The organism is Pirellulales bacterium (assembly GCA_019694435.1).
Taxonomy (GTDB): Bacteria; Planctomycetota; Planctomycetia; order Pirellulales; family JAEUIK01; genus JAIBBZ01.
In genome coordinates this window covers 1-13618 of sequence record JAIBBZ010000063.1, presented here as the reverse complement: position 1 = coordinate 13618, position 13618 = coordinate 1, and the positions used below count along the sequence as shown (strand labels likewise).

Sequence of the window (13618 nt, the reverse complement as noted above, 5' to 3'; positions counted from 1 at the left end):
CGATCGCGCCAAGAGCGGCACGAAGCGCTCCCTGCTTACCGATGGCGCCGGCGTTCCGCTGGGGATCGCCGTCGAAGGCGCCAATACGCATGACATGCGACTGGTCGAAGCGACGCTCGAGAGCATGCCGATCGACCGCCCGCCCCCGACTCGCCGGAACTCTCAACATTTCTGCGCCGACAAGGGCTACGATTATCCGAGCGTGCGGGAACTGGTCGAAGGCTGGGGCTACACGCTGCACATCAAGTCGCGCGGCGACGAGGCCGCGGACTGTCGCAACGTGCCTGGTTATCGCGCCCGACGTTGGGTGGTCGAGCGCACCCATTCCTGGATGAACCGCTTTCGCCGCCTGTTGATCCGCTGGGAAAAGAAAGCCGACAACTACCTCGCACTCCTCCACTTTGCCTGCGCCTGGATCAGCTTCCGCGCCGCAGGAGTTTTGGGATAGGCTCTTAGTCGCCCTACGTCTTTTCGCAACGATTTCCGATTGGAATCGCCGTAGGTCGCATATGGCTGGCCTACCAAATGCCAAGCCGAACGGCCGGTTCCTTCGAGAATTATGCCCATATGGGGGCATTAGGCGCTTGACACGGGGGGGGGGGGGCGAGTTTACCATAACGACGATTTGCGTTTGCCTTCCAGACGCTTAGAGGGAGTTGCACGCTATATCAGCCTTCCGGTTTGAAAACGGAAGGTCCTTCACGTTCTCCATGCAGGGGCCTGCCAGTGGTCAAACCAAGCGTCTATCGCACGTTCGCACGGGTCGCGATCGTTCTTGCGGCTGCCAATGCCACGACAGCCCGAGCGAGCCAGATCGCCTTCGACTACATCACGCCGGCTGACAACTCGCACCTCGTCTCGACCTGGCTTTCTGCAAGCACAGCGGGCGGTAACGACTACAAGAAGGTGGCCAGTCAATATCAACCATTGCACGCGGAGTACATCGACCACTTCAGTGCGCTGATCCTGGGGGGCACGCCGACGCCCGGGTTGGTCCCTCCCACGAACGCACAATGGGCGCTCTTAAACGGCCTTTGGCGATTTCAGATCTGGAGCGTCCCTGCATCGTCGCCGCCCGTGTCGGGTTATCCGGCAATCGCGAACTACTATTGGCAGACGCAAGCATTCGCTCCAGTCGCCGTGGGTAACGTTAATCTACTCACCACGCCGATCGGTGGGATCCCGACTCCTGCCGGACTGTCGGCGAGCGGACGCCAGAAGTGGATCGCGGAGTTTGACTTGAGGAGTCAGAATATTCTGCTGGAGCCTTCACGCATTTACATGATCGAGTTAAGTGTCGTTGATTCAAGTGGCGCGCCGTACATTTACATCATTGGTACAGACATCGCGGGATTGCCGGGAGCATCCGTTTCGAAGACTCCCACGCAGAATCCTCCAGGCAACCTGCAATATCCGGCGCAAAATGGCAGCTTTGCGATGAAGATGACTACCGTAGCCGTACCGGAACCCGAGTCCTGGTTCCTGCTGACGACGGGCGGTCTTGCTGTTTTGGCCATCGCTCGACGCCGCCGAGCGTGGCGCGGTCGCCGTGCGCTGATAGGCGCGATCGTGGACGAAGCCAGGCGGCAACGACAAACCACCGCCTGACGGGCACATCTTAGGGGCCGGCGCGGCGGGCGGAAAAGCGAAACCTATTTGGCCCAAGTGCTGTTCTTGTAGCGCTCTTGCAGCAGCGCCGCGGCCTCTTGGGCGCGCTGCGCCTGCTTCAATTCGGTCCACAGCTCGGCGAGATTCGCCAGCGCCTCGGCATGCGCCTGTGGGAAGGCCGAATAGAGCAGGTCGACGTGCAAGAACGCGAGCAGCGCGTCTTTCGGCCGGCTGGCCTTGCGGAGACAATTGCCCAGCGTGTTGTAGGCCTGGGCATGCAATTGGCCGTCCTCGGGGTTGGCCGCGAGGATCACACCCTCGACCTGCTTGATCGCGTCGTCGGTCTTGCCCGTGGCGGCCAGACAAGTGGCCTGTCCGAGGGTAGCCGCGAGACGCTGCGCGGCGACTTGAGGATTGTCGGCCGGCGCTTCGACGTCGAGCGCCTTGTTGAACGAGGCCAGCGCTTCGTCCGGCTTGCCTTGCAACACCAGCGCACGCCCACGGGCCACGGCGGCGCGCATCTGATACTCGGGCCAGGGCGCCGCGGCGACCTTGTCGTAGATCGCCAGGGCCTTGTCGTAAGCCCCGACCGCGGCAAACAAATCGCCCAACACCTCGGCGGCCGGGAAATAGTGGTAGCTGGAAGCATTGCCGTCGACGAACTCGCGCATCTGCGCGCCGGCCTTGCCGACATCGCCGCTGCCGGCCAGGGCCAGCTTTGCCGCGGCCCAGGCCTGGTAGAACTTCAGATCCTGCTGCAGTTCGGGGCGCGCATCGCCCAGTTTCTTTTCCAGCTCGCCGAACAACCGCAGGCCATCTTCGTACCGCCCGTCGAGCACGGCACTGCGGGCCAGGTTCACCTGGGGATCCTCGCCGTCAAACTTGATGCTGATCACCTCGTTGACCGGCACGGCGACGACGTCGCCGCTGGACCCGGCCTTCTTGACCTTGATCTCCTGCGCGGTGATCTCCTGGACGGTGCCATTGACCGTCGCCTTGGTGGTCCGCACCTGGTCCAGCGCCGAGGCAGCGTTCACCAGGCTGGCAAACGCTCCGAGCACGGCTAGCGATTTCAGCGAGGACGTCACGAGTCGGACCTTTCGCACTGGAGAAGCGACGCCTTGTTTACGGCGCCGGTGGTTCGTTCTTGGCCACGGGCGAGCTGAGCGAGTCGATCAGCGCCTTCAGGCCTTCGCCTTTGCCGCCGTTGGCGCGTTGGACCTGGCGCAACAGGCGATCGAAACGCGCAAACCAGTCAGGACCGCCGAAATCGCTCTTTTCGAGCCGGGCCATGACGTTGATCGCGCTTTCGGCCTTGGCCAGCGCATCGGTGCGCGGCTGGCCCTGGCTGACCATGCCCAACCGGTAATAGCAGTCGGCCACGTTGAACCGGGCCTCGTAATAGATGTCCTTGTATTGCGCGTGTTTTTGCACCGTCTGCGCGAGCTTGCTCCAGCCCCAGACGAGGTTCATCTGTTCCGCGCCGCGGCGCACGCGCTGCGCGCCGCCGATCGCCGCGAGGAAATACTTCGTATCGAGGCGTCCCCAGTCCTCGTAGGTATAGGCCGCCTCGATCTGGGCCTCGAGCGCAGAGGGCTTTTTCATCAGCACTTCGACCAGGCGCTTGACGGCCGCTTCGTGCCGGCCCAGGCGGCGTTCGCACTTGGCCATGCGCACATTGACGCTGTTGGCCGACTCGGGCGTAGGACCAAACCCTGGGTCCTGCGTCAATCGTGCCAGGATCTGCTCGTAGGTCTGCGTTGCCTTGCCAAAATAGGCCTGGGCCTCGGGCGACACCTGGTTGTCGACCACCAGGCCCTCGCCCAGCCGTGCAAACGTGTCGGCGACCCACATCAACGAGTTGAACGTATTGCCTTCCTTGCGGGCGGCGATGCGATCGAGGAACAGCTCGAAGCCCTTGAGCACCTTGGCCAATTCGGCCGTATTCTTTTCGGCGCGGAGCCGGGCCACCTGGTCCTCGAGCTCCATGCCGAGGCCCAGGTAGATCTTCGTCAGCATCGCGCTGTCGCTGGTGCCGGTGGCGGATTCCAACGCGTTCATCATCTGCTCGGCCTTGTCGAGCTGCTGGGCCGAGACATATGCCCGCAGCGCGACCTTGTAGGCTTCGACGGCAAAGTTGCCGCGCGAGGTGCTGGGGTCCTTGGCAGCGATCAGGGCCAGGATGCCCGCGTTGGGCATTTCCAGCAGCCGCAGCGCTTGTTCGACCTGGCCCGAGCCGACATAGATTTGCGCGAGCGACAATTCGGCGGAAAGCAGCGTGAACGAAGCACTGCCGGCCGCCGCTTCGCGCATCCGTTTCACGCCGGCCTCGAGCGTGGCCTGCGCGCGGGCAACCATGGCTTGTTGCTCATCGGCCTGGGGCTGCTCTTCGGCCGGCAGCCGCGATTTCTTCAGGTAGGAATTCCACAGCGACTGCCCCAGCTTCAGATCGGCCTCGGCGCGGCGGGGGGACTCGGCGGAAATGTTTTCCAGATGCTTGACCGCGGTGTCCAAATCGCCGGCGCGAATCGCCAAATCGGCCAGGATCATCCAGGCCTCGTCGGCTTCGCTCTCGTTCGGCCAGGTGGCGCCGAGAAACTGTGCAATCGACACCATCTGCGCTTGCTCGAATTGTCGATCCGCGACCTGCTCGGCATTGAACGCCGCCAGATACGACGCCAGCGCGATCTGCGCAGCCTTGCGAGCGTAGGAGCTGTTCGAGTAGCGTCGCGCGAGGAACTCGCCCAACACGGCCGCATCGTAATAGCGCCCGGCCTGGTAGTTGACGAAGCACTGGTAATAGCGCACCTGGTTGACGTCTTCGATCGGCGTGTCGGCCGTGCGCAGCGACAGGGCCAACTGGAACAGCCGTGCCGCGTCGGCGCGGGCCGAGTCGGCCTGCTTGTTCAATTCGGCGGCCTGCTCGGCCGGCGCAGCTTTCAACTGGCCGAGCGCGACCTGCAACGTGTCCAAGGCGATGCGCCCCTTTTCCACGGCCTCGGCAAAGCTGGTTGGTGCCGCCTCGCTGGTCGTGTTGCGCGCCTTGGCGACGAATTCACGCGCGGACTGCTGGAATTCGCCGCTGGACTTGGCCACGGCCGCGGCCTGTTCGAGCGCCGCGCGGAGGTCGTGATCGCGCTGCGTGCCGTCTTTTTGCCCTGCCGCGCGCAACACCAGGGCCTGAGATAGCCGCCAGCGGACCTTGAGCCCGTCGGGCGTCCGGTCTTCGTTGCCGCGGGCGCTTTGCAGCCAGGCCTGGCCCTTGGTGACCGATTCTTCGTATTGCTTGACCGCGTCGCTGTTCCAGCACTCCATCGCCAGGCCGAGCGACTTGGTCTTCAACTCGCGAAATTCCTGCGGATCGTCGGGCTGAATCAGCAACTCGCCGTAGAGCGTCAGGGCCTTCTTCGGATCGCCCAGGTCCTGCAGGCAGCGCGCTTGGTACATCCGCGCATACAACCCGGCCAGCAGCTTCTTGTAGCGGTCGTAGATGTTTTCGAACTTGGTGGCCGCTTTGTCGATTAACGACTTGTACTCGGCGGCCGCCGCATCGTAGGCATGCCCATGCTCGAAAGTGGCCAGCGCGCTGAGCAGCATGGCCTGGATCAAATCGAGCCGTGCCTGATCCTTGGCCTCGATTTGCTTGCGCTCTTTGGGATCGATGAACTTCGGAAAGCCCTTGAGCTGCGACTCGAACAGGTCGACCGCCTCGCCCGAGACCTTTTCGGCCTCGGCGAACAGCTTGCGGGCCTCTTGCACGAGGCTGTCTTTCTTGGCGGCCTGCGACGGGACCCGCGACAGTTCCAAGTCGGCCTGAGCCCGGCTGACGAGGATGTTGCCGAGTTGAATCCGCGCGCTACCTGCCAGCGGATGGCCGGGCTGCTCCTGGACGAACTGGTTCAGCTTTTCCTTGGCCAGTTCGAGGCTCTTCATCCGCTTGGGGATGTCGCGTTCTTGGCTGGCCCCCTCGATCAGCGTCACCCCTTCCTCGTAGGTGATCGTCTGCTTCAACTCGTCGGAAATCAGCGGATTAGTCCGGGCGCTGTGCAGATAGTCGAGCGCCACGTCGTACATGCCGCGCCGCTGCAGCTCGTCAAGAAACGCGCGAAAGGGCTCGGCCGCCGTGGCCGGCGACACCAGCGCCAAGCCGCAGGCGACCAACACCCCGACGGCAATTCGTCGCCGCAAGGCAGGGACGCTCGACACTCCGGCGGTCGGGTGACGGCCGACGTCTCGCCGCATGCGTTCTTCCTTCTCTTGTCCGAATGGCCGTCGAAGCGGGCGAGCAGGGATGCGCCGCGAATGCAGCGATTCGAGCCAGACACGCCGCAGGGAGCTGGTTCCGGGTCAGCTCGGCGACTGCAGTACGTCGCTTCCTATTATAGCCGGCAAGCGCGTAACGCAAATGCTTGAAGAGTTTCGTGTTGTGGCCGCAGAACGGGCAACTTGCACGAATTACGCCTGCGCGCCATTCAACGAGCGCCGCGGCGATCTTCCAACTGGGCTGCTTCGCCGAGCAGGGTCGCGAGCAGAGTCACGTCCGGCTGGATCGACACGGCCTCGGGAAGTTGACCGGCGAGCTTGACCAGTTCGGCCATGCGGACCCCACGGGCAAAGTACGAACCTCGCAACACTTCGGCAGCGCCGGCGGCCAGCGCGGCTTGTTGCAGGGCAGGGGAGGCCTCGCCAAAGCTCTGGGCGAATTGCCGGCGGAGCACCGTCTGGCGCAAACGCATGGCGACTCCGCTGCGCGGCTCGCGCCATTCGACCGTGGCCGTCGCGACCACGCCGTCGGGCCGAACAACCCTCGGGCCGGTCTTGGGGGCGGGCTCGTCGCGCAATTTCACCTCAAACAGCGCCACGCATGTTTGGCCGAGACGCAAGTCGGATTCGCCCTGCGACGAAACCATGCCCGCCACCGGATGCGACTCGTGCCCCAGCAGGCGATAGCTTTCGACCAGTTCCGGATCAAATTCGACTTGCAACCGCGCGTCCCGCGCGGCGAGCGTCGATTGCCCCGTCGCTGCTTCGCGCAGCGTCGCACCGATCTCGGCCGCGCTGGCGCAATGCATGAATTCGCTGCCCGTCTCGACCGCCAATGCGTTCCAAGGGGCATCGGCTCGCTGCTCGGGCGCCAGCGAGATCACCGTCAGTCCGACGTTGGCCTTGCCGGGCGCAGAAAATCGTTCGGCCAGTCGCGCCATGGAGGGCTCGTCGAGCCGCGCCAGACCGTCGGACAACAAGACGATCCGCCGCCGGCGCCGCGCGTCGGCCGGCAACTCGTCGGCAACCAGGTGCGCCAATTCCAGTCCGGCCCCGATATTCGTGCCGCTCTGCGGCACGAGGCGCTCGACGGCCGCGTCGAGGGCGACTCGATCGTTCCCCGGCAAACCGTCGACGACGATCGAAGGCTGCTCGCTGAAAGCGACGATCGTCCAACGGTCCTGCGGCGCCGCATAATCCTTGGCCAGCCGGGCAAACTCGGCATGCAACGCATCGCGGACCATCGCCAGCCGGCCGCCCCATCGCATGCTGGCCGAAAGATCAACCACCACGATCAGGTCGAACGGCTGTCGTTTGCTTGCCGGTGGGTCGCCGACTTGGACACCAAATTGCACGAGCGCCAGTCCGGCTTCGTTCCGGGCCGCGGCCAAGGGCGATGGGCCCGCCGCCACGCGCAGCCCGAGTTGACGGCCGGTGGGCGCCGGCCAGTCATAATCGAGCGCCGCCAGAAACTCTTCGGTGCGCACCGCCTCGGACGGGGGCCATTCGTTCTCGGCCAGGCAGCGCCGGGCCAGTTCGAAGCTTTCTGGGCGCGCGTCGAGCGGAACTTGCAGGCCGCGAATCGCCGCTGCCGGCACGAAGGGATGCACCCCATAGCGCCGCAAGAACAACAAGTCAAAGCCGGGCTCGGTCGGCGGATCGAGACCGCGCGGACGCAAGACCGGCATCTTGAACAGCTCGGGCTGATCGTCAAAGGTCCGGTCCGTGGCATAGACGCGCAGCCGTGCCGACTGCGCATCGAGCAACAGCGACCGGGCGTCGGCAGCGCGCGGCTCCAAGCTTGAGGCCAGCGGAGCCGCCCCGGCGTCCGGAACGGCCGCATCGACCAGCCACGATTCGACGCGCTCGGCAGCCGTGTGCAGCTCGGCCTCGTTTACCGCCTCGGTCTGAACCGTCGCGTGGCGCGCGGGATCGAGCCATTCTACGGCTGCCTCACCGGCGCCGGCTCCGCTCGCCAAGGCATCAAGACTCGGATCGGCCGGCGTCGCGCTCGTCGTCACCACGGACGTCCGCAAGGCGTCCGCCCCGGGCTCGCCGGGACGTTGCTGCCAGAGGCCCACGCCAGCCAACAGCGCGGCCACGAGGATCATTGCCGCCGCAGCCCAGATGGGCTCGGTGCCGCGAGCGATTTCGCGCAGTCGGCGCGTCAGTCCAAAGGGCACCTCGACCGTGCGCAACTGGCGATCGAGCGGACGGGAAACCGCCGCCTGGCCCGGCTGGGTCGCACGTGCCGGGCTCACGCAAATCTCGCGGAGCCGCGCCAGCAACGTCAGAGGGACTGCCACCTCGACCAAGCAGCGGTCCAACTCGGCATCGGCGGCCGAATCGGCGTCGGCCTGCGGTTCGGTCTCGTAAAGGGGCAACACCGGCTCAGAAGCAGGCACGACCGGTCCCGCCATCCGCTTCAGCGAGCGCAGCAAATCCGCGGGCACCGGCACCTCACGAAGCCGGGCATCGAGGAAGTCGTCCGTAGGCTGACGCGGGGCGCTCATGGCTGCATGCGCTGGGTGTCGCGACGCTCCTGGCAACGAGCCTGCACCGATAAAAGCTGACGCAGTCGCGCGCGTGCCCGGGCCACGCGCGATAGCACGGTGCCCAAGGGCACCTGCAAGACCCTTCCGGCCTCTTGATGGGTCAATTCGCCGACCACCACGAGGAGCAGGGTCTCGCGTAGCTCGGGGGCCAATTGGTCAAGCGCCCACTGCATTTCGTCGCTGTAGCCCGACTCGGCGGGGTCGGGCAATTCGAAGCCGACCTCGAGCAGGCTGTCGTCGACATGCACATGGCAGGGCGGCTGGCGGCGCCAGCGATCGGCGGCACGGCGGCGGAGAATGGCCGTCAGCCAGGCGCGTTCGCCGCGCGCCGGATCGAAGCGCCGGCGACTCTTCCACACCGAGCGAAAAGTCTCTTGAACGACATCTTCGGCCTCGCCACTATCGCCGATCAGGCGATACGCGAGCCGGTAGAGCACCGCACCATGCTCGTCGACCAGTCGCTGGAAATCGGCGGCTGCAAGGGACAAGCGAGCTGCTCGGGGCTGGAGGAAATGGAGCCCGGGCGAGGTGCCCGCGGCCGACCAACCATTCGCAATCGGCGCGGCGGATTATTTCCCCATCTCGCCCGGATGCCCTGGCCCTCTGGTCGCAGCGTTCACCATACGCCGCAACCGCCAGGAATGCGAACAAATCGCCTACCGATGCGGCGGCTGCGGCATTGGCTACGCAGCTCCTGCGGGCAGCGTGTCGCTGCGACTTGCTGGCTACTTGACTTGCCGCAGGGGGCTCGGATACTCAGCCGGATCGACCTTCCGCCGCGCTGCGCGGGTGGGTCCGGGCGCCGCGACCCGCCGGTGCCCAATCGCGAACGGAACTACTTCAGACGGACGGAGATCGAGAACCATGAAGCGTGCAAAGATCAGCATCATCGGCGCCGGCAACGTGGGGGCTACCACTGCTCATTGGTGCGCGGCGGCCGAACTGGGCGATATCGTGCTGCTCGACGTCCCGGCCGTCGAAAACATGCCGCGCGGCAAGGCGCTCGACCTGATGCAGTCTTCGCCGATCATGGGCTTCGACTCCACTGTCACCGGCACGAACGACTATGCCGACACGGCCGGCAGCGACGTGGTCGTGATCACCGCCGGCATTGCCCGCAAGCCGGGGATGAGCCGCGACGACCTGCTATCGACCAATGCGAAGATCGTCGGCTCGGTGGCCGAGCAGGTGAAAAACACCAGCCCGAACTCGATCATCATCGTCGTCAGCAATCCGCTCGACGCGATGGTGCAGCGGGCTCTGCAGGTCAGCGGCTTTCCCAGCCACCGCGTGCTCGGCCAGGCGGGGGTGCTCGACACGGCCCGGTATCGCACGTTCATCTCCATGGAATTGGGCGTCAGCGTCGAGGACATCTCGGCGATGCTGATGGGCGGCCACGGCGACACGATGGTGCCGATGCCGAGCTGCACGTCGGTCGGCGGCATCCCGGTGACGCGGCTGATGAACCCCAAGCGGTTGGATGAAATCGTCGACCGCGCCCGCAAGGGCGGCGGCGAGATTGTCGCGTTGCTGAAGACCGGCAGCGCGTACTACGCGCCGGCCGCCGCCACGGCCCAAATGGTCGAGGCGATCGTGCGCGACAAGAAGCGGCTGATTCCGTGCGCCGCCTATTGCGATCGGGAATACGGCGTCGGCGGCTACTACGTCGGCGTGCCGGTGATTCTCGGCGCGGCCGGCGTCGAGAAGATCGTCGAGTTGGAGTTGACCGCACAAGAAGCCGCCGACTTCAAGAAGAGCGTCGACGCGGTAAAGGAACTCGTCACGGCGATGGCGTCGCTGACCTGAGGACGGATCGGTGTGCGCAGGTGCATCAGCCAGCAATGACAGCAGTGCTGGCTGCCAGTGTCGTCGTGCGCCTGATCGCTTGAGGATCGACGTCTGGTTGACACCCTCGGCGGCGTTTCAGTACAGTCCGATTCGTGGCATCCTCGGGCAGAGGTTTGTGGTGACGGATGCAGGAACCTTCTCGTGACTTGCATCGTGCCCTCCACGCCGCGTCTGGTTCTTGTCGGAATTGCAATCATGCTCCTCGAGTTCGCCGGTGGCTGTCAGCATCGTGCCGAACTCGTGGCAAGCGGCGCTCGACCCAGTCTGGGTGAGCGGCTGATGTATGGTCCGACCTGGCTACCGGAATTGTTGATGCCTACCCAACTCGCCGGACCCGCGCGCGTCGCCCCGCCGCCGGGAGCAAACACCGAGCCGCTGCAGTCAATGTCGGCCGGCGCGCTGACGCGGGCGGACGTGCCTCCCGCGTTGCGGCCTGTGTCGGTGGCGCGGCGCTCGCCTGCCGTGGGTGCCCCGGCGGCAGACCATAGATTGCCTGCGGCGGACCGCGTGTTGCCTGCGGCTTGGGAGCCGAGCACCGCGCCGCGTCCGTGGCGATACCTCGTGCTGCATCATTCGGCGAGCGAACACGGCGACGTCGAATCGATCGACGCGGCCCACCGCCAGCGGACCGATCGCGCTGGCCAACCCTGGCTGGGGATCGGCTATCATTTCGTCGTCGGCAACGGCCAAGGCATGGCCGACGGCCTCGTCGAACCCACGTTTCGCTGGCGCGAACAGTTGCACGGCGCTCACGCGGGCGATCGCGAGCACAACGAGCAAGGAATCGGCATCTGTCTCGTGGGCGACTTCGATCGAGTGCCGCCTACGGAGCGTCAACTTGCCGCCACGACCGCTTTGGTAACGGCCCTGGCGGACCGGTTTCAGATCAAACGCAGTGAGATTCTGCGTCACCGCGAGCTGAAAGAGACTGCCTGTCCCGGGCGGTTGTTCGAGCTCGACGGCGTGTTGGGTCAGCTTCCCTTCGAGCCGACCGCTGCAAGTGCGGTCCCGCAAATGGATCTGCCGGCCCAGTTGCCGGCTGCGAGCGTCCGCTGACGACGTGTTCGTCAGCGCCGGTCTTTTCCACAGCAAATCGACTCTTCAGGGCCTCGGACCATGAATCGCTTAACCAGCGCCGCGTTGCCGACTTGTACGCCAACCATCGATCGCCACGCCGTTGCCCCGCTGGCTCCTTGCGGCTTGTTTGCGCCGCTGCACTACGAACGCAACTATGCCTATCCGCTGGTGGTCTGGCTGCACGACGACGATCAAGACGAACAACGCCTGAGAGCGGTGATGCCGCACATCAGCATGCGCAATTATGTGGGCGTCGCGCCCCGGGCGACGATCGGTGTCTCGACGCCGCGCGGCAACCAGCGCCGCTACCGTTGGCCGGTCGCCGAGCGGCACCTGCCCGCCGTCGAGCAGCGCGTGTTCGCCGCCATCGAGCAGGCCGAGGCCCGATTCCATATCGCCGCGCACCGCGTGTTTCTGGCCGGGACAGGGGCCGGCGGCACGATGGCCCTGCGCCTGGCGCTGCACGCGCCGGAGCGCTTTGCCGGCGCTTTGAGTGCCGGCGGCGGACTGCCGAGCGAGGGCGCTCCGCTGGCGCGGCTGCTGCACGCGCGGCGGATTCCGCTGTGGTTTGCCTGCGGCGCCGATGGCGACGCGGACTACACACGACAAGTCTGCGATAACCTGCGCCTGCTACATGCTGGCGGGTTCGAAGTGACGCTGCGGCAGTATCCGGCCGCACATGCCGCGGTCATGCTGCGCGACGGCCTGGCCGACCAACCTATGAGCCGCCAGGTGCTGGCCGACATGGATCGCTGGATCATGGATCTGATCACCGGCGCTCGCGCAACTGCGCCGGCCCGCACGGCCAATCGCGCGGCGCGTTAGCGTGTCCCGATTTCCGCTTCGCTAGCGGCGACATGCGCGCTTGCCGCCAATGCTACCTGCGCCCGTCCGATCGATAGACGACGTGAAACGCAGGTTGACTTTACGCGGCAAGTTGGGGTAGATACTCCCCGCCTTTTCCCAACCCTTGTCGGTGGTCGCGCGGCTGCGCAGGTTCTCAAAGCGCTGGCGTGCGACCCGGTGCGAGCTCCCTGGCGACGAGGTGCTGCGCAGTGCCTGCGCGAGCCGCCACACCAGGGACAACCCTTCAATTCGCATGGCCAAACAGTCGGCAGACAACGCCAAGGATGGCGCTGCAGCCGCGAAAGCTCCGCTGTGGAAGCGGCCGTTCGCGTGGCTGGCCGGCAACCGTGCGCGCGCCGTCAGGCTCCTGCTGGTCGCGGCCAATGTGTTGGCGGCAGGCGGGCTGATCTGGCTCGTATTCTTCTACGGGCGCGGCAAGATCGACGTTGAGCGCACGCTCGCCGCGTCGCTGGCAGCCCTCGACGAACATGACTACTTCCGCGCCAAGGCGCTCGCTGAGGCATTGCTCACGCCGGGGGTCAAGCTCTCGCGCGAGCGCGGCGGACCGGCCTTCGTGCTCGGCGCGGTCGCCAGCGCCGAGGCGGACGAATCGTGGGACCCCGAACAAACCGAGTTTTACACCGTGGCGGCGCGGCACCTGCACGAAGCCTCGCGCGCCGGTTGTCCCAAGGGACGCGAGGCCCAGTGCCTGTATCTCCTCGGCCGCAGCCTCTATTTCTCGCACCAACTGGCCGAGGCGAAATTGGTGCTCGAGTCGGCTTTGGCACGCGCCCCGCAGTACCGCGCCCCGGTGCTGCGCTTGTTGGTCGAGGCGAACCTGGCCGACGATCCGCCGGACCTGGCCGAGGCACAACGCTTTAACCAAGAGCTGCTGGCCATCGGGGGCCTGATCCCTGCCGCACGGCAGCGCGCCTTGCTGCAGCGAGCCAGGATTCTGTTGCCGCAGAGAAGACTCGACGAAATCGTGGAGATTGTCGCCCAGGTTCCTGCGACCTCGCAGGTCTACCCCGAAGCGATCACGATCCTCGGCGAGGTGCGGTTGAACGAGGCGCGCCGATTGCGGCCGGCGGAGGAAACCGGCGAACCCTTGCCGGCCGAAGCATTGGCGAAATACCAAGAGGCGATTCGCCTGTATCGCGAAGCCTTGAGCCAGGCAACGCTGTCGTCAGACGATTCTCGCCGCGCCGAGTTTCTCGTCGGCCTTGCGCTCTACGAAGCAGGCGAACCGCGCGCCGCGCGCGAGCAGTTTGTCCGCACGCGCAAACTGCACCCGCGCACTCCGGAGGGCCTGGCGGCCAACGCCCGCGAGGCCGAACTGCGCCTGGCCGAGGGCCTGTACCCCGAGGCCTTGGCCGCGCTGGTCCGGGCAGTGCGCGCCGCGGGCGATCCGGCGCAATAAT

10 protein-coding genes are annotated in these 13618 nt (G+C 65.6%); 6 read left to right on the top strand and 4 right to left on the bottom strand.

What is annotated here, in order from left to right:
* On the top strand, positions 1-448 hold a 448-nt coding region (locus K1X74_22815), incomplete at its 5' end, for an IS5 family transposase (GenBank protein MBX7169185.1).
* A gap of 278 nt (positions 449-726) precedes the next feature.
* Positions 727-1608, top strand: coding sequence for a PEP-CTERM sorting domain-containing protein (locus tag K1X74_22810; GenBank protein ID MBX7169184.1), 882 nt, complete (start codon positions 727-729; stop codon positions 1606-1608).
* 44 nt (positions 1609-1652) lie between these two features.
* On the opposite strand, the gene K1X74_22805 is transcribed toward K1X74_22810, so the two are convergent.
* From K1X74_22805 to K1X74_22790, 4 genes are all read right to left on the bottom strand, one after another.
* Entirely contained in the window at positions 1653-2696 is a 1044-nt protein-coding gene (locus K1X74_22805) for a tetratricopeptide repeat protein (GenBank protein ID MBX7169183.1), read from the bottom strand.
* 37 nt (positions 2697-2733) lie between these two features.
* Positions 2734-5850, bottom strand: a complete 3117-nt coding sequence (locus tag K1X74_22800; GenBank protein MBX7169182.1) for a hypothetical protein — start codon at positions 5848-5850, stop codon at positions 2734-2736.
* 230 nt (positions 5851-6080) lie between these two features.
* Positions 6081-8384 carry a von Willebrand factor type A domain-containing protein gene (locus K1X74_22795; protein MBX7169181.1) on the bottom strand — a complete coding sequence of 768 codons (2304 nt, stop codon included), beginning with the start codon at positions 8382-8384 and terminating at the stop codon, positions 6081-6083.
* Positions 8381-8914, bottom strand: coding sequence for an RNA polymerase sigma factor (locus K1X74_22790; protein MBX7169180.1), 534 nt, complete (start codon positions 8912-8914; stop codon positions 8381-8383). The genes K1X74_22795 and K1X74_22790 overlap by 4 nt, the downstream gene beginning before the upstream one ends.
* Before the next feature lie 376 nt (positions 8915-9290).
* Between K1X74_22790 and mdh the strand changes: the two genes are divergently transcribed.
* From mdh to K1X74_22770, 4 genes are all read left to right on the top strand, one after another.
* Positions 9291-10232: a malate dehydrogenase gene (mdh, locus tag K1X74_22785; GenBank protein ID MBX7169179.1), complete on the top strand. Its 942-nt coding sequence runs from the start codon at positions 9291-9293 to the stop codon at positions 10230-10232.
* A 237-nt stretch (positions 10233-10469) separates the two neighbouring features.
* Positions 10470-11330, top strand: a complete 861-nt coding sequence (locus K1X74_22780; GenBank protein MBX7169178.1) for an N-acetylmuramoyl-L-alanine amidase — start codon at positions 10470-10472, stop codon at positions 11328-11330.
* A 60-nt stretch (positions 11331-11390) separates the two neighbouring features.
* Positions 11391-12176: an alpha/beta hydrolase fold domain-containing protein gene (locus tag K1X74_22775; protein MBX7169177.1), complete on the top strand. Its 786-nt coding sequence runs from the start codon at positions 11391-11393 to the stop codon at positions 12174-12176.
* A 274-nt stretch (positions 12177-12450) separates the two neighbouring features.
* Positions 12451-13617, top strand: coding sequence for a hypothetical protein (locus tag K1X74_22770; protein ID MBX7169176.1), 1167 nt, complete (start codon positions 12451-12453; stop codon positions 13615-13617).
* Position 13618: the final 1 nt, after the last annotated feature.